This is a genomic window from Rhizobium tibeticum, from assembly GCF_900110205.1.
Classification (GTDB): domain Bacteria; phylum Pseudomonadota; class Alphaproteobacteria; order Rhizobiales; family Rhizobiaceae; genus Rhizobium; species Rhizobium tibeticum.
In genome coordinates, this window is sequence record NZ_FOCV01000002.1 from 264279 (window position 1) to 282921 (window position 18643).

Sequence of the window (18643 nt, forward strand, 5' to 3'; positions counted from 1 at the left end):
AAGCCGCACCGGCAGCGTCTCAGCCGGCGCTGCTGACCCAGTCGTGCCAGTCATCCTCGCTGCCGTGGAAGACATTCAGGTCGATCCGGCCATCGACGCCATGCGAGATGCCGGAGCCCGAATACTGCCAGAATACCCACCGGCGTCCGGGATAAACTTTCGAAGGATGTGCTGCAACCGAGCGCAGCCAGAAGGGATAATTCAGGAACGCGCCCTTGAGGTTATCACGGTAGAAGTCCGGTGCGGTGTAAATAATCGGCCGCTGCCCGTAGTGCTTCTCCAGCTTGTCCATGAAGACCTGCATCTTCTCGCGAACCCTCTCGGGAGAGATCCGTCGCTTGCAGCTGGACTCGCCGTTCCATTCGACGTCGATGACTGGCGGCAGAGCGCCGGCTTCTCTGGGAACGTTGCGGATGAACCAGTCGGCCTGTTCGCCGGCCGTGCGGCACCAATAGAAGAAGTGATAGGCGCCACGCTTTATTCCGGCCTGCTTGGCATCCCGCCAGTTCTTTCGGAACATCGGATCGAGATGATCGCCGCCATCGGTCGCCTTGATGTAGACGAAGTTCGCGCCCTGCGTCCTCAGCTTCTGCCAGTCGATGTCACCCTGCCAGCGCGAAACGTCGACGCCATGAACGGCGAGCTTTCGCGGCGACGACGATCCGAAGTTGATGGGTTTGACGTCACGGAAACGATGCCCGTAGATCTGGGAGCGTGTGCGCGGCGCCGGATCGATTTCAGGGGCCATCGGCGCTGGTGCTGCAACCGGCCTTTCCGATGGTGCCGGGGCTGCGGCCACGCTTGCCTGCGGCATGAAGGCTTGCGGCTGAGGAACCGGACCTGCCCAGGCCAATTCCTCCTGTCGCGGGGCGACCGGCAGGGCCTCACCCACATCGGCCGAGGGCACAGCCGTTTCCGGTACGGGGGCGCTTGGGCGCGTGACCGAGCTTGTCGTCTCGCGCGACGGCACTCCTGCAACGAGGCTGTCCGGTCCCAAACTGGATGTGCAGCCTGACAAAGCAAGGCAGGCAAGGAAGAAAGCTGACGCAGCCGATAGACGCATTAAGAACCCGCACGCAAAACAACTGTCGACGGCAGATTCGCTGCCACCGGGGACCCATTGAAAAGCAATGGCTAACAGAGATTTACCAAAAAAGACTGAATCCAATCTTTACGCCCGGCGCTGGCACGTGCTGTCAAACGATGGGCGGCAGCAAATCGCGCGGAAGCATTCCGCCAACTGATTTCCGGGAACCGCTTGTCTGACGCGGCGCACCATGCCACTTTCGCGCTCGCAAGAAAGGCGAAACGATGACTGACAACGATAGCGGCGATTTCCACGAGCGAATCCACCAGAATTTTGTCCGCCAGGCGGCGCTGCATACCCTCGGGGCCGAATTGACCCGTATCGAGCGGGCAATGGTAGAGATCGAACTGCCATTCGACGTCAAGCTCACCCAGCAGCACGGGATCCTGCATGCCGGCGTGATCTCCGCTGCCCTCGATTCAGCCTGCGGTTTTGCCGCCTACAGCGTCATCGATGCCGAGGCATCCATTCTGACGATCGAATTCAAGGTCAATCTGCTGTCACCGGGGCGTGGCGATCGCTTCCTGTTTCGGGGCGAGATCACCAAGCCGGGATCGAACATCATCGTTGCGGACGGGCGCGGCTACGCGATCGGCGACGGACCGGCAAAGCTGATCGCTTCCATGACAAGCACGATGATGATCATCCGTGGCAGAGAGGGCATTTCGGGATGAAGTTTGAGCTGAAATCGGTCGCCGGCAAGTCCATTCTCTTCGTGATGGCGGCGGAGGCCGAGTACGGCCCGTTCCTGCGCTCTCGCTTCGAGCCGCTGATGACGGGCGTCGGTCCGGTTGAGGCAGCCATCGTGCTCACCCGTGCGCTGGCGCAATTGGAGCAGGCCGACGAGTTGCCGCAGCTGGTCGTCTCGCTCGGTTCGGCCGGGTCGGCAAAGCTCGAACAGACCGAGGTCTATCAGGCCACCTCCGTGTCCTATCGCGACATGGACGCATCGCCGCTCGGCTTCGAGAAGGGGCGCACGCCGTTCCTCGACTTGCCCGCCATCGTCGATCTGCCGCTCAGGATCCCTGGTATTCCGGAGGCGAGCCTGTCGACCGGTGGCAACGTTGTGTCCGGGCAGGCCTACAACGGAATTGCCGCTGACATGGTCGATATGGAGACCTTCGCGATATTGCGTGCCTGCCAGGCCTACAAGCTGCCGCTGATCGGCCTGCGCGGGATTTCCGACGGCGTGGAGGAGCTGCAGCACATTTCCGGCTGGACGGAATACCTTCATGTCGTCGACCGCAAGCTGTCTTATGCCGTCGACAGCCTGTTTACGGCGCTGGAGGACGGCGTATTCTGGTTCTAGCCCCTGCAAAACAGGGACAATCAGGACAATAAAATCCTCCAGCGAAGGATTTCGCGCATTGCAAGACCGGGTGCTTTTCATTAAAGGCTCGCCATGACCCAGACAGCACATCCAGATAGCGTTCTCATCGTCGATTTCGGCAGCCAGGTAACCCAGCTGATCGCACGTCGTGTGCGCGAAACCGGTGTCTACTGCGAGATCGTTCCTTTCCAGTCCGCCGAAGAAGGCTTCAAGCGCCTGCAGCCGAAGGCCGTGATCCTATCCGGCAGCCCGGCCTCGACGGTGGACGAAGGCTCGCCCCGCGCACCGCAGATCATCTTCGACAGCGGCCTGCCCGTCTTCGGCATCTGCTATGGACAGCAGACAATGTGCATGCAGCTCGGCGGCAAGGTCGAGAGCGGCCATCACCGCGAATTCGGCCGCGCCTTTCTCGAAGTCGATGAAGACAGCCAGTTGTTCGAGGGCCTGTGGTCGAAGGGCTCGCGCCATCAGGTCTGGATGAGCCACGGCGACCGCGTCACGGCACTGCCTGAAGGCTTCGAGGTGGTGGCGACCTCACCGAACGCGCCTTACGCCTTCATTGCCGACGAGAAGCGCAAGTATTACGGCGTGCAGTTTCACCCGGAGGTCGTGCACACGCCCGACGGCGCCAAGCTGATCGGCAACTTCATTCACAACATCGCCGGCATCAAGGGCGACTGGTCGATGTCGGCCTATCGCCAGAAGGCGGTCGAGCAGATTCGCGAACAGGTGGGCGACAAGCGCGTCATCTGCGCCCTTTCGGGCGGCGTCGACAGCTCGGTTGCGGCGCTCCTCATCCACGAAGCCGTCGGCGAGCAGCTCACCTGCGTGCTCGTCGATCACGGCTTGATGCGCAAGGACGAGGCGGCCAACGTCGTCGCCATGTTCCGCGAACACTACAATCTGCACCTGATTCACGTCGATGCCGTCGACAAGTTCATCGGCGAACTTGAAGGCGTCAGCGATCCCGAGACCAAGCGTAAGATCATCGGCCGGCTGTTCATCGAGACCTTCGAGGAAGAGGCCAAGAAGCTCGGCGGCGCCGAATTCCTCGGCCAGGGCACGCTCTACCCCGACGTGATCGAAAGCGTTTCCTTCACGGGCGGTCCATCGGTGACGATCAAGTCGCACCACAATGTCGGGGGTCTTCCCGAGCGCATGAACATGCAGCTCGTCGAGCCGCTGCGCGAACTCTTCAAGGACGAGGTGCGCGTGCTCGGCAAGGAGCTCGGCCTGCCCGACAGCTTCATTGGCCGCCACCCCTTCCCGGGTCCCGGCCTCGCGATCCGCTGCCCGGGCGGCATTACCCGCGAGAAGCTGGAGATCCTGCGCGAAGCCGACGCGATCTATCTCGATGAGATCCGTAAGGCCGGTCTCTATGACGCGATCTGGCAGGCGTTTGCCGTGCTGCTCCCGGTGCAGACCGTCGGCGTCATGGGCGACGGGCGCACCTACGAATTCGTCTGCGCGCTGCGTGCCGTGACCTCCGTCGACGGCATGACCGCGGATTTTTATCACTACGACATGGAATTCCTGGGCCGCGCCGCGACGCGCATCATCAATGAGGTGCGCGGCATCAATCGTGTCGTCTACGACGTCACCTCGAAGCCGCCCGGCACGATCGAGTGGGAGTGAAGGGGGAGTACCGTGGAGTAGTATCGGATAGCGCAGGACACTCGGGCAAAGCCTGGGCTATCGATAGTAGTCGATAGATTCCAAGCGACCCGCAGATCTGCCGCTCCGTCGGGCGTCTCCCCGCTCTTCGAATGGCGCCCATACGCCGATTACTGCTCCTTCTTGAACAAATCCTGGAAGATGAGCCGGCCCCAAGTGCGGCCGCGTGCGTGCACCAGCGCGCCACCCTCGTCGAGCTTTCCCAGCTTGACGGGTGCGAACCCGAGTTGTTTGGCCAAGGCCGCCACGGGAGCGGTCGCGTCCTCGTCGTCGCTCGACAGAAAGACGACCCGGTGGCCGCCCTCGACGATCGGATCGGCAGCCAGGGTGGCCGCAACCAGGTGATTGAAACCTTTCGCGAGCTTGGCGCCGGTGAATGCCTTCGCGACGAAGACGGAGGACGGGAGACCGTTCAGCTCCTCAAGGGGAACTAACGCATTCATTGCGTCGATGATCGTCTTGCCTTTCCAGCTCGGCAGGGCCTTCGCAACCTCGCGATGCTCCCCGAACGGGACCGCCAAGATGATCGTGTCGGCCTCGACTGCATCCCGCATCGACTTGGCGACGACCGTGGGTCCAATCGCCCGTCACCGGCAACGGCGACATGCACCTGAAGAAATGGTCGCTGATCTATCCCGGCGACGGCAGCAAGCCGACCCTTGCTCCGATCTACGACGTTCTGTCCACGGTGCCCTATATTCCCGCCGACGCCATGGCGCTTTCGCTTGGAGCGGAGCGATCGTTCAAGGCGCTGGCAGCACCGCGATGGAGGGCATTTGCGAACCGTGCAAGGCTTCCGGAGCCGGCCGTCCTGAAGGCAGTGGTCGAGACGATCGCGCTCGTCAATGAGCACTGGTGGCATCTGCCCGAGCGCGATGTGATCCCGGCAAGGGTGCTCGAGCGGATCGACGAGCATGTGAAGGTGATGACGCCGATACTGAACTCCTGCGCCGAGAAGTGAGCCGCGCCCAATGACTTGGTGAGATGGCCGAATGAACGCCAGCAGCATCGGTCGAATGGCCTTTGGTGTCGCGAGCAGAGCATCAATTCCTGAACCGTGGGATAGCGGTCAGAGCGTTCTAACAGAGCTTCGCACATCAATATTGATAGATTAGTGTGCCGTCCGGTGTGTGAGGGATGATTTTGGACGAAGATCCGAGGGCGCTATCCCATCCGGGTGTTAGCCGTGGCACAGCGGGTCTGCTATGTGACGCGACGGTATTCGTTATCGCCAACGGCGAAGCGATGGCCGGCCAAAAATTCTATCCCAAGGGTCAAAAGACTCTGATAGTCGGCGACACCTCAAAAAAAGAATGATTACCGGTCGCATCGCCTGATGCGACCTCAAAACCTATCATAAATCCAGGGATTGCTGCGCCGGTTTCGGCGGCGCCAGGCTGACGCCCTCGAGTTCGAGCATCTTCTGCTTGGACGACGAACCTCCCGGTGCGGAAAAGCCGCCGATCTTGTTTCCGGCCGCAAGAACACGATGGCAAGGGATGATCAACGCTACCGGATTTTTCGCCATCGCCTGGCCGACATCGCGCGCCGCCTCCGGCCCAGCGCCGAGTTGCTTTGCGAGTGCGCCATAGGTGGTCGTGTGACCCCAACCGACCTGCCGCGCTGCATCGTAGATCTGTTTGAAGAAGGCATCCTGGCCAGTGAGGTCAAGCTTGATGGCCGAGAAATCCGTCGGCTCTCCGTGGAAATAGCGCTTTACCGCCGCCACTGCCTCGGTGACGGCAAGGGGTGGCGCTGTGGGTTCGGCGCCTGGGATGCGACGCAGGAGAAGGCGCTCCGTCGCCGCGGCGCTCGAGGTCGGCAATTGGAAACGCGTGACGCCGACATCGCTCCAGGCAAGACCGCAAAAGCCGGCGGCGGTTTCGAAGATCAGATAGTGGTGCGTTGCCTGTTTCATCGTCACTGCCTCCATGCTGGATCACCCTGAAAATCGTGTTGCCGAGCGCTGAATTCAACCCGTTTCTTGCGCAGCACCAAACGCCATGCCGCTAATCATGATCCAATGTTCTTTTTCTGTTCTTCATTTCAAGATCAGGTGTTGCGATCCCTGCATTCCCTGGAGAGCGAAGGCGGGCAGATGCCCCAGTAGCTGGTCATGCACGAACAGAGCCGACAGGCATCCTTCGACTTCCCCGAAAATCAGCCCGCGCGCTCGCGTCGCTCGTCGCCGCGCGCGAATTCGCACTGCTCCGCAATCGTCCGGGGAAACGTGGCTACGAGCATGTCGATCGTTGGCCGCTGCAAGTGCGAGGATAACGGCTTGCCGAGGGCTATCAGAGTCGCTTAAAGCTCCTGCGACGACGGCATGACGGGGAGAGCGATATGAATACGTCCGAAATCATCATTGCGGGCGACACGGCGGGTATCGAATGGCGGCTTCCCGTTCTTCGCTTCAAGGGCAGCGATCCCGCGGCGCCGAAGGTTTATATTCAGGCAGCCCTGCACGCCGACGAACTGCCTGGCACCGCTTTGGTGCATTTTCTGTGCAAAAGATTGCGCCAGTCCGAAAGTGCCGGCCAGATCAAGAGCGACATTATCGTCGTCCCGCATGCCAACCCGATCGGTGCGGCCCAGTCTCATTTCGGCGAACTTCAGGGCCGCTTCGATCTTGGATCGCGCACGAACTTCAATCGGGAATTTCCGCTGATTTCGGTGAAGGATCGCGACGGGCTTCTTGAGAAGCTCGAGCGTCTTGCGGCAGTCGACAAACTGAAACGCCAGTTGCTGCACATGGCGCTTGGATGCGATCTAGTGATCGATCTGCATTGCGATGATGAGTCGCTGCAATATGCTTATATCGATGAGGCTTTCTGGCCGGAGGCGGCCGATCTCGCATCGGCAATGGAGATGGAGGCGGTTCTTCTATCGGATGGCGAGAGTTCGGCGTTTGAAGAAGCCGTCGGTTTTGCCTGGAAGTACGAGACGCCGGAGAAGCAATCGCGCCTGCCCGGCAAGCTGTCTGTGACCGTCGAGCTTCGCGGCCGCCGCGATGTCTATCCCGGGATGGCGATGAAGGATGCCGAGGGGCTTTGGAAGTTTCTGGTAAGCCGCGGCGCCATCGACGCCGCTGTTTCACTGCCCGCCTTCGAAGGACCAGCGGTACCGCTCGACAACATCGAGATGGTCCGTGCGCCGGAGGCCGGTACGGTTCTGTTCCACCGAAACATCGGCGAGCAGGTTGTCGAAGGCGACATTCTTGCCACGTTGATCACCCGGCCCGGTATGGCTGATGGCAGCATCGAGATTCGGGCGCCGCAGGCCGGGCTGATCGTTACGCGCAGTTCCGAACGGCTCGTTCGCCGCCGCGCCGACCTGATGAAGATTGCTTGCAAGACCGCCAGCAAGGCGATGCGCAAACCCGGAACGCTGGAGGACTAAGTGACCGTCACGATCTACGGCATCAAGAACTGCGACACGATGAAGAAGGCGCGCAACTGGCTGGAGGAGCACGATATCGCCTACCAGTTTCACGACTACAAGGCGGTCGGAATCGATCGCGCGCATCTGCAAACATGGACGAAGGACGCAGGCTGGGAGACCGTGCTCAACCGCGCAGGCACGACCTTTCGCAAGCTGCCGGAGGCCGACCGCGACAATCTCGACGAGGGCAAGGCGATCGCGTTGATGCTGGCGCAGCCGTCAATGATCAAGCGTCCCGTTATCGAGGCGCACGGCAGGCTGCTGATCGGCTTCAAGCCCGAGATCTACGGCAGCTTCTTCGAGGCCTGATCGATGTCCAAAACAACGCGCGCCACACAAGTTCTCAGCAAGGCAGGGGTTGCCTTTACGGTTCACACCTATGACTACGACCCGAATGCAGAGCGTGTCGGCCTGCAGGCTGCCGAGGCGCTTGGCGAGGAGCCGCATCGCGTGTTGAAGACGCTGATGGCGGAGGTCGACGGCAAGGCAGTCTGCGTTGTCGTTCCCTCCGATCGCGAGGTCAGCATGAAGAAACTGGCAAACGTCTTCGGCGGCAAGTCCGCCAACATGATGAAGCCCGCCGATGCCGAGCGCCTGACAGGCTACCACGTCGGCGGCATCAGCCCTTTCGGGCAGAGGAAGCTCGTCCCGACCGCAATCGAAGAGGCTGCGCTTGTCGAAACGCAGGTCTACATCAATGGCGGACAGCGCGGGCTGCAGGTTCGGCTCGATCCGAAGGACGCGTTGAAGACGCTGAAGGCCTCGGCCGCACCTCTCATCGCCTGAACTCAGCTGAAGCGTGCCAGCAGAGACGCAAGCGCGACGGCATCGGCCTCGCTCAACTTCGAACCGAGATTGTCTTCAATGGCCTTGGCATAGACCTGCCACATGCGCTTCTGCAGCGCGCGGCCGCTTTCGGTGACAACCACCCACCGCCCGCGCCCATCCTGATCGAAGGTTTCGCGCTGGACCAGGCCCTCTTTCTCAAGGCGATCGATCAGGCGCGAGAGATTGTACTGAGCAAGCAGCGTGCGCTCTTCGATCTCGAACGGTCGCAATCTGCCTTGCGGCGACCGCACCAATTCCCACAGCACATCGTACCAACCAAGCGAGGGCAATCCGGCTGACTTGAGATCCGCTTCGATCCGGCCGAGCAGCCGTTGCTGCGCACGCATAAGCCTGATCCAGGCATTGATCGCGGCGTCCGACGGACTGACTTTATCTCGTTCTTTGTGCATAGATGCATTTACATGTATCTTGAACTGCGACGCAAGAACAATTACATGCACTTGCATCTACAATGGAGACTGCGCCATGGATCCCTTGCACACCGAACCGTCCGGTTCCGTTCTGCTGCTTGTCAGCCATCATCTCTGCCCTTACGTACAGCGCGCCGCGATCGCGCTTGCGGAGAAGGGAGTGCGCTTCGAGCGGATCAACATCGATCTCGCAGACAAGCCCGACTGGTTTCTCGAGATTTCGCCGCTCGGCAAGGTGCCTCTGCTTTGCGTTCGCAACAGCGACGGCAGCCAAGAGATACTCTTCGAGAGCAGCGTGATTTGCGAATATCTGGAAGAGACTCAAGACGGGCCTCGCCTTCACCCGGCGGATGCCATCACTCGCGCCCGCCACCGCGGCTGGATGGAGTTCGGCTCTTCGATCCTGTCCGATCTCTGGGTCTATGAGACGACACAGGATCGGGCGCAGCTCGAGGCCAAGCGGAAAGTCATCGCGTCGAAATTCGCGACCATTGAAGCGGAACTGAACAGCGGCCCCTATTTCGCGGGCGCCAGCTTCAGTCTGGTCGATGCCGTATTTGCGCCGATTTTCCGCTACTTCGACGTGTTCGACACAATCGGTAACAGCTGTATTTTCGCCGGCCTATCACGCGTACAGGCCTGGCGAGCAGCACTCTCCGACCGGCCGAGCGTCAAGGTCGCGGTTGCGCCTGATTACGCTGACCGGCTGATGGCCTTTCTGAAACGTCACGACGCGGCCCTGCTGCAGCAACCTTGCGCGTCGGAGGCCTGGTCCCAATAAAACCGATGGCGGCCAAGGAGCAACCATCGGCTGACAAGCGAGCTTCAATTTCGCCGCAAAGGGGTCTAAGTCTACCGGTCAGTCCGTTTCGTTCGAGGAGTGACCGATCATGAATTTTATGCCCCAAAGCCAGACCTCCGTGGATCCGGCAAAGCTTGAGAAGCTTGCGGAAGTGGCCATCAAGGTCGGCCTGCAGCTGCAGACGGGTCAGGATCTGATAATCACCGCTCCTGTGGTCGCCCTCCCCCTTGTGCGTCTGATCACGACGCACGCCTATATGGCGGGCGCTGGCCTGGTGACGGTATTCTATTCCGACGAGGATGTGACACTTTCACGATATCGGTACGGCAACGACCAGAGCTTCGACCGCGCCTCCGACTGGCTTTACGATGGTATGGCGAAGGCCTATGCGAAGGGTGCCGCCCGGCTTGCCGTTTCCGGCGACAACCCGATGCTGCTGTCCGAGCAGGATCCCGCCAAGGTGGGCCGTGCCAACCGGGCGAACTCTGCCGCCTACAAGCCGGCGCTGGAAAAGATTTCGAATTTCGACATCAACTGGAACATCGTATCCTATCCCAACCCGTCCTGGGCAGCGCTCGTCTTTCCCGACGATCCGGAGGCGATTGCGGTCGCCAAGCTCGCCAAGGCGATCTTCGCCGCATCGCGCGTCGACGTCGAAGACCCGATCGCCGCCTGGGCCGAGCACAACGCCAACCTTGCCAAACGCTCAAGCTGGCTAAATGGTGAACGCTTCGCCTCGCTGCATTTCAGAGGTCCCGGCACCGATTTGACGGTCGGCCTCGCTGACGGTCACGAGTGGCATGGCGGCGCGTCTGTTGCCAAGAACGGCATTACCTGCAATCCGAATATCCCGACCGAGGAAGTCTTCACGACGCCGCATGCGCTGCGCGTCGAGGGCCACGTCTCGAGCACCAAGCCGTTGTCGCATCAGGGCACGCTGATCGACAATATCCAGGTCCGCTTTGAAGGCGGCCGGATCGTCGAGGCGAAAGCCTCGCGCGGCGAGGAGGTGCTGAGCAAGGTGCTGGACACCGACGAAGGTGCGCGCCGGCTCGGCGAGGTGGCACTGGTGCCGCATTCGTCGCCGATCTCGGCCAGCGGCATTCTCTTCTACAACACGCTGTTCGACGAAAACGCCTCGTGCCACATCGCGCTCGGCCAGTGCTACTCGAAGTGCTTCATCGATGGCGCCAGCCTGACGCAGGAACAGATCAAGGCTCAAGGAGGCAATTCGAGCCTGATCCACATCGACTGGATGATCGGCTCGGGCCAAGTCGATATCGACGGCATTAAGCCGGACGGCTCGCGCGCTCCGGTGATGCGTCAGGGCGAATGGGCCTGACGGACATCGTACGCTGAGCGAGCCAGACGCTTGCGAGCACCATTGCAAAGCCGAAAAGCTGCGCGGGCGTCAGGCTTTGTCCGAGACCCAGCCAACCAAGAAGGGTGGCGGTGACCGGGCTTAGGAAACCCAGTGAGGCCGCAGCGGAGGGCTCGATGCGCGCGAGCCCCCGGAACCACAGCAGATAGGTAAACGCCGCGCCGATCAGGCCGAGATAGGCTATGCCGAGGATATTCGCCGCAGTTGGCGGCGGGAATGCGGGTTCGAAGAGAAATACGACGGGCGCGAGCAGGATACCGCCTGCCGTCAGCTGCCATGCAGTAAAAGCAAGGTTCGAAACGGGCGTCACCCAACGCCTCGTCAGCACCGTGCCGAAGGCCATCGAGACCGCGCCGGCGAGACCGGCAGCAACGCCAATCGGATCCAGCGCCGCATTCGGCGTGAGGACCAATAGCGCGACACCCATCATCCCAACGAGCCCAGCACTAACGGCAAGAGCCTGGATCGGCCTGGCGAGGAAGAGGCGCGACAGCAGGATGACGATGAGCGGTTGAATGGCGCCAACGGTCGCGGCGACGCCGCCCGGCAACCGATAGGCCGACACAAACAACATCGCCCAGAAGAACGAGAAATTGAGGCCGCCAAGCACGAAGGCGCGGAACCACCAGACGCCCTGCGGCAGTTTCCGCACGATCGCAAGTAGCAGCAGCCCGGCCGGCAAAGCGCGCAGGAAAGCCACCGTCAGCGGGTATCCGTGCGGAAGAAAGGATGTGGTCACGAAATATGTGCTGCCCCAGATCGTCGGAGCTAACGCGGTGATCAGCACATCGGACAAAGGCGTTGAATATTTCTTCATCTCAAGAATCTCTATATCAAGATAAATAGAGCTTATCATCATTTATCTTGACGTCAAGATACACGATGATAACAGTTCCTCAGGAGAACGGGCTGCCGGATGGATCGCGTTGACAAGATACTTGCGCAATGGCGCAAGGAGCGTCCCGACCTCGACACAGAGGCGATGGGCATCATGGGCCGGTTGAATCGGCTGACGACGCATCTCGCCCGCGAGGTCGAGCAGGTGTTGCAGCGGCACGGGCTTTCCTCCTCCGCCTTCGACGTGCTTGCGACCCTCAGACGCTCGGGCGCGCCCTATCGGCTCTCGCCAGGCGATCTGCTGTCGATGACGATGGTCAGTTCCGGTACGATGACGAACCGGATCGACCAGTTGGAGAAGGCGGGCCTGGTCGAACGCGTTCTCAATCCTGACGATCGGCGAAGTGTGCTCATCGCCCTGACCGAGGTCGGGCTTGTTGCGGTGGAAGGCGCCGCCGGCGCCCACGTGGCCAATCAGCAACGTTTGATGCAGGCCTTCAGCGCCGAGGAAAAGGCCGAACTCGACACGCTGCTGCGCAAGTTTCTGGCGACCTTCGAATAGCTGAAGCATATGTCCCACGCGCACGCCGCCCGATGGTTCGGGCTGCGCGACGCCTCGTTAGATGTCCAGGTCGACCCAGATTGCAGCATGGTCCGATGCCGCGTGTTTCAGGTGCGGATAAGTGTCCCAGCGCTTTCGGACGGCTCCGGGGCCAGGCTCTCTTGCCGAAGGCACCGCCACGCTCGGTTTTCTGAAAAAGCTTCAGCGACAGAAACAGGTCGTCTATCCTGTTTCCAGCATTGCCGAGACCGAAGGTGCCGGGAAAGTCTCCGTCGTCGAAATCCGGATGAGCAAAAAGCATCCCGAAGGGTGCTTCCCTTCAGCGGCGCCAGGGGCGCGCTGTCGGGCGCGTCGTTCAAGTCGCCGATCAGCGCGATATACTCCAGCCCTTCGGCGATGCGCTTGTCGGCGATGTCTCGCGCATCCGAGGACTGGGCGCTGCCGAAGCCTTTGCTCTTAAAATGGTTGACCATGACGAGCAGCGTCGCTCCTGCTGAGGTCGTCACGTAGTATTCAGGGCAATCGCGCGAGAAAATCGGATCGCCGGCCGCATCCCGATCATCGACGTGGCTGCGCATGACATCGAGCAAGAAGCTCTTTGGGTCATCACCCCGACATCGATCCCACGCCCATCATTGCCGTCGATGACCACGACTTGGTCGAAGGAGCACCGCCCACGGCTGGCAACACCTGCCTGTTGAAAGCGGCAAGGACGGGGCGTATCGCTCTTCTCCACGCCTGGTCGATGATCAGCATCGCCATGCGCGCGCCTTGTCGGCTTCGCTATAGCTCACCTGACGCAGCAATTTCTCCAGTTCGGCACAGCGCTCGAGCAAGCCCGACTGTCCGTCCAGGTTTCCAGATTGATTGCCTTTGCGGGCTTTCGACATTGAACGAGACAAGCCTCATGTCACGCCCTCCCATTTTTAAGGGTCGAGTGACACGCGTATGTTGCATTTCAATGGTGCCATCGCCCGGTTCGAAGCGCCAGCGGCTAACCTAAAAGAGACTGCCCTGTTTCGGCGGCGCCCGCTCCTCTTGCGGCTTCGCCGTCCGCTTCCTCTGCGTGGAAGAGGAGGGGCCTCCTTCGGTGGTCACCGCACCCACGTGACCATCCGCAAACTCGATCGAAATACTCATGCCGGATAAGATAGTTGCAGCCTGCGACACGGGCCTGTTCTCGTCGTCCCTGATAACGGCGTAACCACGCTTCAGCACGTTCTTGTAAGACAACGACTGCAGCATGCGGTCCTGGGCCGTGAGCCCGCCGCGTGCCCGCGTTAGCTGGTGCCTCACCGCTGTGTCGGCGTGACGCGACAGATTGGTGAGGTGATCGCGCAAGCGAGCGGTCTGCGTCTTCAGGCGCGTCGGCAGCGTGGTGAAGATTGCATCGGCACGGCCAACCCGCGATTTCGAGCGATCGATGAGGCGCTCGATCGTCCGCTCGGCACGCGTCATCCTTTCGTTCAGGTACTGGCGACGCTCTGCAATGCGGTTCGATAGAACATCGGGCCGCAGATGTGCGGCAGTCCGCTCCAAGCTGCCGCGCTTGTTGATCGTGTTGAGTTCGAGGCCGCGACCGAGACCGGCGGCGACCTCATCAAACCGGCGACGCGGCAGGGCCAACAGCTGATCCAACGAGGGCAGAGCGCGGATCAAAGCCCGTAGGGACTGGCGATGATGATCCATGCGGCGGCTCATGCAACCCTGCAGGCGCGCCGCAAGCCCCGCCGTCTGGGCCTCCAATTCGGCCTTCACGGGAACCGCCATCTCAGCCGCACCGGTCGGCGTCGGCGCGCGCACGTCGGCGGCATAGTCGATCAACGTCCAGTCCGTTTCGTGGCCGACGGCCGAGATCACCGGAATCTGGCTCTCGGCGGCGGCGCGCACCACGATTTCGTCGTTGAAGCTCCAGAGATCCTCGAGGCTACCACCCCCGCGCGCGACGATCAGGACGTCCGGACGCGGCATTTCCCCGCGTGGCTCGAAGCTGTTGAAGCCTCTGATGGCGTTGGCGACTTCCTCGCCGGAGCCCTCACCCTGCACCTTTACCGGCCAGACGATGACATGAACGGGGAAGCGATCGGATATGCGGTGGAGAATGTCGCGAATGACGGCGCCCGTCGGCGAGGTCACGACGCCGATCACCCTGGGAATGAACGGCAGTCGCCGCTTGCGGGACTGATCGAAGAGGCCTTCGGCGCCAAGCCTGCGCTTGCGCTCTTCGATCAGCGCCATCAGCGCGCCGGCGCCGGCCGGCTCCAGCGTCTCGATGACAATCTGATACTTCGACGAGCCCGGAAAGGTCGTCACCTTGCCGGTGGCGATCACCTCCATCCCCTCTTCGGGGCGGAACTTCAGCCTGGAAAAGGTGCCCTTCCAGACGACGGCGTCAATGCGGGCACGATCATCCTTCAAGGCAAAATAGGCGTGCCCGGAAGAGTGCGGACCTCTGTATCCGGAAATCTCGCCGCGCACGCGCACCTGGTCGAAGGCAGTCTCGACGGTGCGCTTGATCGAGCCGGAAAGTTCCGAAACCGAGTACTCGGTAAGATTGCTCGGCGAATCATTCTCAAAGACGTTGCTCATAATCCTGTTCTACCCGATGAGGCAGCAAAGAGCAGCCTCCAAAGCCGGCACGATTTTTTGTGCTTTCCCGTAACCAAAATCGGCGGTCAAGCTATTTTCATTCAGCATCAAAGGTTGACAGATCAGCAAAGCCGACAATCGATCACCTCTCCATTTTCCCCGGGCAGACCACAATCGGCATCGGCGCAGACCTGGTCGTGACCAAGGCGTCGGGGCAGGCTCTTTCCTTTCCCTCCATCCCCGACGGATCGCTGCTGCCGCTGCGGATTTCCCGGGTCCATGCCACCGGCACCACCGCGCAGAGCACTCTCGGGCTGACTTAGTGCCCGTTGGACGCAACTGTGCCGATTGCGAACATGGGGAAAACGGTAAGAAACCGCTCGATTAATTGTTCGACAAGATAGACACGCTATACTGAGGTGAATCAGGAGATGCGGATGATCGCTCTGACGGCCACAACATTGGGTTTCGTTACCGCGCCAATGCGCTCGATCTTTTCGATGGTGCTGGTCGGCTGCCTCGTCTGCGTCGCCTATGCCGGCGCAGCTTGGGTCTCGTCGACATCCGTTCTCGACCTAGCCGCCGCCATCGTCTGCTATGACTCCGGCCTTCTGATCTGCCTTCTCGGCCTCTACGCTTTCGATCGCATCCGCGATCGCCGACGCTTCGTGTAAATCTTACGAACCGGTGGGCACGTAGCGAAAGAACCGAACAGGCGCGCCCTCGGGCGTCGGCATGGGCTTCAGGTAAGCCGGAACGACGCCTTTCGCGAGTTGAGCGTAGAGACCGTCCGGCTTTATTTTCGCAAGTTCCCTGGTCTGCGGATTGTCGGCGCAGAAGGCGAGAACCGTGACGCCAGCTCCCTTCAGGAAAGCCTCGGCTTCCTGTGGCTCTGACAGGCCGATATGCATTTCCGTGAGCATGCCACCCTGGTTTCGATGGTACGGCGCTGCCAGGATCCGGTTTTCCGTAAAGCGGAGAATCGAGACACCCACGTCCGACGGCGCGACCACCAGCCCCACCGGCACGTCGGTCAATGGCGCCAGGGACGACTTCGATGAGCAGGACGGTTTTGCGGGCGCCGCTTTCAGAATGCTTTCGCCGTTCTCAACCTGCATACCGATCAGCCCTCCTGCGAGCCCCCAAACCGTCGCCACGCTCATGAGAACGGTGGAAAGGTAGCAGAAGGCGGCCGCGACATCGTCGCTGTCGCTGGCCGATATCCGGCGCATGTCGATAATCAGCAACGTCAGCGGCGGAATCGCAAGAAGATTGGCAAACATAGTGCCGCGCACCTGAAAAGCGGCGATTACCCAACTCACGGTGAGGAGGAAAAGCAGAACCAGATGGACCCGCACACGGTCGCCGTAAACGAGGCGGAACACGCAGGTGGCAAGTGCGAAGACGCCGGTCGCATAGTAGAAGCCTAGCGTAAACGGGTCCTGCCGATTGAGGGCAAGGATCGACTGCGCCTCCTGAACGCCGTCCAGCCAGAGCTTGACAAGAAGGGGATCGAGGTCAGCGAGCGGATTATGGAGGCATTGCGGAGCGATCGTGATGACGGAGACGAGGACGAGCGCGCCGATCCCGCCCAAAGCGACAAATCGCAGCAACCGCCTTCCTCTGCTTGCGAAAGTGGCGGCAACGAGCAACAGCCCGCCACCGATCGCCGCGAGGCTGTAGTAGCCGAGCGACAGGTTATCGCAGGTGACCGCCGAATAAAGGCGCGGCGGGACGGTGCCAACGAAAAATAGGCTGATGGATAGAGCCAATGCAAGCCCGAAAGCCTTGGCCGCGTGCGCAAACGGCTCACCTTCCCACGCCCATGAGACAGCGACGACGATGCACACTGCCGCCACCAAGGGCGTCGTCTCTACCCCGATCGCAATTGCAGTGGCCGCCGCCAATCCGGCGGCCGCATAGCTGAGCGCTCGATGGTCTTCGTCGAGTAGCATCGCGGCCATAATCGCGACAAGTGCGAACTGGACATTGTGGTGGTCGATGGCGCCAGGCAGGAAGCGGTTGCTGGGGATCAGCAGAAATGCCGTCAAGCCCAGCGCGACGTGCATTCCGAATTCGCCGCCGACGCGGCGGCCGGCAAGCCCCATGGCCCACAGGCTGGGGACGGTCAGTGAAAGCGGCCAGACGGCCAGCGCAAGCGCCTCTGCCCGCCCGTGCGGCAAAAAGAAGTCGAAAAATCTGATCAGGGTCGCGATTGGAAGGTCAATCAGGCGGGACCAGTGCATCAGGGTGCCCTCGCCCAGCCCCATACGGTATTGCATCAGGTCGAACCAGCCCTGCCCGCTCAGGAAATCGCGCACTTCGACGAGCCGCATGCCGTCATCATTGTCCGCGCCGACATAATCGGTCGCGCCGGGCAGCTTCAGGGCAAGGATCGCGGCAACTAGGAGGGCGCTGTAAAGAAGCACCGACGGCCATAGCCCGGACATCAAGGCGCGCAGCTTTGCGATCGACGATGGAGATGTGGAAACATCGACCGTCTGGGCAACATTCGTCATGAAGCGGATCTCACCGTTTAGAGTAGCAAGATGCTACTGCTCTCCTGTCAAGAAACCGTAAAAGCCCTGCTGACAGGCGGCTTTCGCGGGCTTCATAGCTACTTGTTAACGGCCGGCATCTATTCTTGTGCGGATTTCTTCGCCACGGGTGTGATCATGACTGGATCGCGTATCGACAATCTGAATATTGCCGTGCTCTTACCCTGCTATAACGAGGCCGCGACCATCGGCGCCGTTGTCCGGGGCTTCAAGTCCGCGCTACCGGGTGCCCCCGTTCATGTCTACGACAACAACTCGACGGATGGGACCGCGCTCCACGCGATGCTCGCGGGCGCCCACGTCGTGCGCGAACGGCGGCAGGGCAAAGGTCATGTTGTCCGGCGCATGTTCGCCGACATCGACGCCGATATCTACATCATGGCGGATGGCGACGGGACGTATTCACCCGAGGACGCCGAGGAGCTCATCCGGACGCTGCTGACCGAGCGCGCCGACATGGTGGTGGGCACGCGACGCGGCGTCCATGCCGACGCTGGCAGACAGGGACATGCCTTCGGCAACAAGATCTTCAACATGCTGTACCGAACAATCTTCGGCACGGATTTTACCGACATCTTCTCGGGTTATCGCGTCTTTTCGCGTCGTTTTGTCAAAAGCTTCCCTGCCGTCTCGGCAGGCTTCGAGATCGAGACGGAAATGTCGGTTCATGCATCACGGCTGACGCTGCCTGTCAGCGAACTGGAGCTGGATTACGGCCGCCGGCCTGAAGGCTCTCATTCGAAGCTTTCCACGTTTAAGGACGGCGCTAAGATCCTCTGGATGTTCGCGATGCTGATGAAGGAGACACGTCCCTTCGCCTTCTTTGGCATCATCAGCGGTTTTTTCATGCTGGCAAGCACGGCTTTCATGGCACCCGTGCTGATGGAGTATTTTCAAACCGGCCTCGTCAATCGGATGCCGACCTGGGTCTTGTCCATGGCACTGATGATGATCTCATTCATGGTCTTCACCGCAGGTCTCATTCTCGATTCCGTCGCGCGCTCGCGTTCAGAACAGCTTCGCATTTTCTATCTGAACGTCGCGGCCAGAAGCAACGGATCGACGACGACCGAGCGTACGACTGCCCCACACAAAAAGACGGCTCGCATCGCATGATTGCTCA

General features: G+C 60.9%; 18 protein-coding genes and 2 pseudogenes. 13 read left to right on the plus strand and 7 right to left on the minus strand.

The window, feature by feature from the left end:
• Positions 1-19 precede the first annotated feature (19 nt).
• Entirely contained in the window at positions 20-1063 is a 1044-nt protein-coding gene (locus tag BSG20_RS03235; RefSeq protein ID WP_072371721.1) for a glycoside hydrolase family 25 protein, read from the minus strand.
• 248 nt (positions 1064-1311) lie between these two features.
• On the opposite strand from BSG20_RS03235, the gene BSG20_RS03240 reads away from it, so the two are divergent.
• The 3 genes from BSG20_RS03240 (at position 1312) to guaA (ending at position 4052) form a co-directional block, all read left to right on the plus strand.
• On the plus strand, positions 1312-1761 hold the full coding sequence (locus BSG20_RS03240) for a PaaI family thioesterase (RefSeq protein ID WP_072371724.1): 450 nt from the start codon (positions 1312-1314) through the stop codon (positions 1759-1761).
• A complete protein-coding gene (locus tag BSG20_RS03245; protein WP_072371727.1) occupies positions 1758-2396 on the plus strand; it encodes a 5'-methylthioadenosine/S-adenosylhomocysteine nucleosidase in 639 nt (212 codons plus the stop codon). The genes BSG20_RS03240 and BSG20_RS03245 overlap by 4 nt, the downstream gene beginning before the upstream one ends.
• Positions 2397-2489: 93 nt before the next feature.
• Positions 2490-4052: a glutamine-hydrolyzing GMP synthase gene (guaA, locus tag BSG20_RS03250; protein WP_072371730.1), complete on the plus strand. Its 1563-nt coding sequence runs from the start codon at positions 2490-2492 to the stop codon at positions 4050-4052.
• Positions 4053-4201: 149 nt separating this feature from the next.
• Here the strand turns inward: guaA and BSG20_RS03255 are convergent.
• A pseudogene (locus tag BSG20_RS03255) lies at positions 4202-4678 on the minus strand (NADPH-dependent F420 reductase); the annotation flags it as partial.
• Here BSG20_RS03255 and BSG20_RS03260 point away from each other — a divergent pair.
• A pseudogene (locus tag BSG20_RS03260) lies at positions 4678-5052 on the plus strand (HipA domain-containing protein); the annotation flags it as partial. The pseudogenes BSG20_RS03255 and BSG20_RS03260 overlap by 1 nt on opposite strands.
• 393 nt (positions 5053-5445) lie before the next feature.
• Here the strand turns inward: BSG20_RS03260 and BSG20_RS03270 are convergent.
• Positions 5446-6009, minus strand: coding sequence for a methylated-DNA--[protein]-cysteine S-methyltransferase (locus BSG20_RS03270; RefSeq protein WP_072371736.1), 564 nt, complete (start codon positions 6007-6009; stop codon positions 5446-5448).
• Between the two features lie 425 nt (positions 6010-6434).
• Here BSG20_RS03270 and BSG20_RS03275 point away from each other — a divergent pair, with 425 nt between their 5' ends.
• From BSG20_RS03275 to ybaK, 3 genes are read left to right on the plus strand one after another with little or no spacing between them, the layout of a single operon-like run.
• Entirely contained in the window at positions 6435-7490 is a 1056-nt protein-coding gene (locus tag BSG20_RS03275; RefSeq protein WP_072371739.1) for a M14 family zinc carboxypeptidase, read from the plus strand.
• On the plus strand, positions 7491-7841 hold the full coding sequence (locus tag BSG20_RS03280; protein ID WP_072371742.1) for an ArsC family reductase: 351 nt from the start codon (positions 7491-7493) through the stop codon (positions 7839-7841).
• A gap of 3 nt (positions 7842-7844) precedes the next feature.
• A complete protein-coding gene (gene ybaK / locus BSG20_RS03285; RefSeq protein ID WP_072371744.1) occupies positions 7845-8318 on the plus strand; it encodes a Cys-tRNA(Pro) deacylase in 474 nt (157 codons plus the stop codon).
• A gap of 2 nt (positions 8319-8320) precedes the next feature.
• On the opposite strand, the gene BSG20_RS03290 is transcribed toward ybaK, so the two are convergent.
• Positions 8321-8827, minus strand: a complete 507-nt coding sequence (locus BSG20_RS03290; RefSeq protein WP_072371749.1) for a MarR family winged helix-turn-helix transcriptional regulator — start codon at positions 8825-8827, stop codon at positions 8321-8323.
• Between the two features lie 19 nt (positions 8828-8846).
• On the opposite strand from BSG20_RS03290, the gene BSG20_RS03295 reads away from it, so the two are divergent.
• Together BSG20_RS03295 and BSG20_RS03300 are read left to right on the plus strand one after the other, a co-directional pair.
• Positions 8847-9572, plus strand: coding sequence for a glutathione S-transferase family protein (locus BSG20_RS03295; protein ID WP_072371752.1), 726 nt, complete (start codon positions 8847-8849; stop codon positions 9570-9572).
• Between the two features lie 109 nt (positions 9573-9681).
• Positions 9682-10935, plus strand: coding sequence for an aminopeptidase (locus BSG20_RS03300; protein ID WP_072371755.1), 1254 nt, complete (start codon positions 9682-9684; stop codon positions 10933-10935).
• Here BSG20_RS03300 and BSG20_RS03305 read toward each other — a convergent pair.
• Positions 10883-11791, minus strand: a complete 909-nt coding sequence (locus BSG20_RS03305) for an EamA family transporter (protein ID WP_072372000.1) — start codon at positions 11789-11791, stop codon at positions 10883-10885. The genes BSG20_RS03300 and BSG20_RS03305 overlap by 53 nt on opposite strands.
• A gap of 99 nt (positions 11792-11890) precedes the next feature.
• Between BSG20_RS03305 and BSG20_RS03310 the strand changes: the two genes are divergently transcribed.
• Entirely contained in the window at positions 11891-12373 is a 483-nt protein-coding gene (locus BSG20_RS03310; protein WP_072371758.1) for a MarR family winged helix-turn-helix transcriptional regulator, read from the plus strand.
• Between the two features lie 999 nt (positions 12374-13372).
• On the opposite strand, the gene xseA is transcribed toward BSG20_RS03310, so the two are convergent.
• Entirely contained in the window at positions 13373-14962 is a 1590-nt protein-coding gene (xseA, locus tag BSG20_RS03320; RefSeq protein ID WP_072371764.1) for an exodeoxyribonuclease VII large subunit, read from the minus strand.
• A 59-nt stretch (positions 14963-15021) separates the two neighbouring features.
• Here xseA and BSG20_RS38770 point away from each other — a divergent pair, with 59 nt between their 5' ends.
• Both BSG20_RS38770 and BSG20_RS03330 read left to right on the plus strand, forming a co-directional pair.
• Positions 15022-15285 carry a spike base protein, RCAP_Rcc01079 family gene (locus BSG20_RS38770; protein WP_072371767.1) on the plus strand — a complete coding sequence of 88 codons (264 nt, stop codon included), beginning with the start codon at positions 15022-15024 and terminating at the stop codon, positions 15283-15285.
• Between the two features lie 114 nt (positions 15286-15399).
• A complete protein-coding gene (locus BSG20_RS03330) occupies positions 15400-15636 on the plus strand; it encodes a hypothetical protein (protein ID WP_072371770.1) in 237 nt (78 codons plus the stop codon).
• A 3-nt stretch (positions 15637-15639) separates the two neighbouring features.
• Here BSG20_RS03330 and BSG20_RS03335 read toward each other — a convergent pair whose 3' ends face one another.
• A complete protein-coding gene (locus BSG20_RS03335; RefSeq protein ID WP_072371773.1) occupies positions 15640-17481 on the minus strand; it encodes a hypothetical protein in 1842 nt (613 codons plus the stop codon).
• Between the two features lie 156 nt (positions 17482-17637).
• On the opposite strand from BSG20_RS03335, the gene BSG20_RS03340 reads away from it, so the two are divergent.
• Positions 17638-18636, plus strand: coding sequence for a glycosyltransferase (locus BSG20_RS03340; RefSeq protein ID WP_244541260.1), 999 nt, complete (start codon positions 17638-17640; stop codon positions 18634-18636).
• Positions 18637-18643: the final 7 nt, after the last annotated feature.

Excerpts from the sequence above, each read along its gene's own strand:
- BSG20_RS03235 (WP_072371721.1), bottom strand. The coding sequence starts at position 1,063 with ATGCGTCTATCGGCTGCGTCAGCTTTCTTCCTTGCCTGCCTTGCTTTG.
- BSG20_RS03240 (WP_072371724.1), top strand. The coding sequence starts at position 1,312 with ATGACTGACAACGATAGCGGCGATTTCCACGAGCGAATCCACCAGAAT.
- BSG20_RS03245 (WP_072371727.1), top strand. The coding sequence starts at position 1,758 with ATGAAGTTTGAGCTGAAATCGGTCGCCGGCAAGTCCATTCTCTTCGTG.
- guaA (WP_072371730.1), top strand. The coding sequence starts at position 2,490 with ATGACCCAGACAGCACATCCAGATAGCGTTCTCATCGTCGATTTCGGC.
- BSG20_RS03270 (WP_072371736.1), bottom strand. The coding sequence starts at position 6,009 with ATGAAACAGGCAACGCACCACTATCTGATCTTCGAAACCGCCGCCGGC.
- BSG20_RS03275 (WP_072371739.1), top strand. The coding sequence starts at position 6,435 with ATGAATACGTCCGAAATCATCATTGCGGGCGACACGGCGGGTATCGAA.
- ybaK (WP_072371744.1), top strand. The coding sequence starts at position 7,845 with ATGTCCAAAACAACGCGCGCCACACAAGTTCTCAGCAAGGCAGGGGTT.
- BSG20_RS03290 (WP_072371749.1), bottom strand. The coding sequence starts at position 8,827 with ATGCAAGTGCATGTAATTGTTCTTGCGTCGCAGTTCAAGATACATGTA.
- BSG20_RS03295 (WP_072371752.1), top strand. The coding sequence starts at position 8,847 with ATGGATCCCTTGCACACCGAACCGTCCGGTTCCGTTCTGCTGCTTGTC.
- BSG20_RS03300 (WP_072371755.1), top strand. The coding sequence starts at position 9,682 with ATGAATTTTATGCCCCAAAGCCAGACCTCCGTGGATCCGGCAAAGCTT.
- BSG20_RS03305 (WP_072372000.1), bottom strand. The coding sequence starts at position 11,791 with ATGAAGAAATATTCAACGCCTTTGTCCGATGTGCTGATCACCGCGTTA.
- BSG20_RS03310 (WP_072371758.1), top strand. The coding sequence starts at position 11,891 with ATGGATCGCGTTGACAAGATACTTGCGCAATGGCGCAAGGAGCGTCCC.
- xseA (WP_072371764.1), bottom strand. The coding sequence starts at position 14,962 with ATGAGCAACGTCTTTGAGAATGATTCGCCGAGCAATCTTACCGAGTAC.
- BSG20_RS03330 (WP_072371770.1), top strand. The coding sequence starts at position 15,400 with ATGATCGCTCTGACGGCCACAACATTGGGTTTCGTTACCGCGCCAATG.
- BSG20_RS03335 (WP_072371773.1), bottom strand. The coding sequence starts at position 17,481 with ATGACGAATGTTGCCCAGACGGTCGATGTTTCCACATCTCCATCGTCG.
- BSG20_RS03340 (WP_244541260.1), top strand. The coding sequence starts at position 17,638 with ATGACTGGATCGCGTATCGACAATCTGAATATTGCCGTGCTCTTACCC.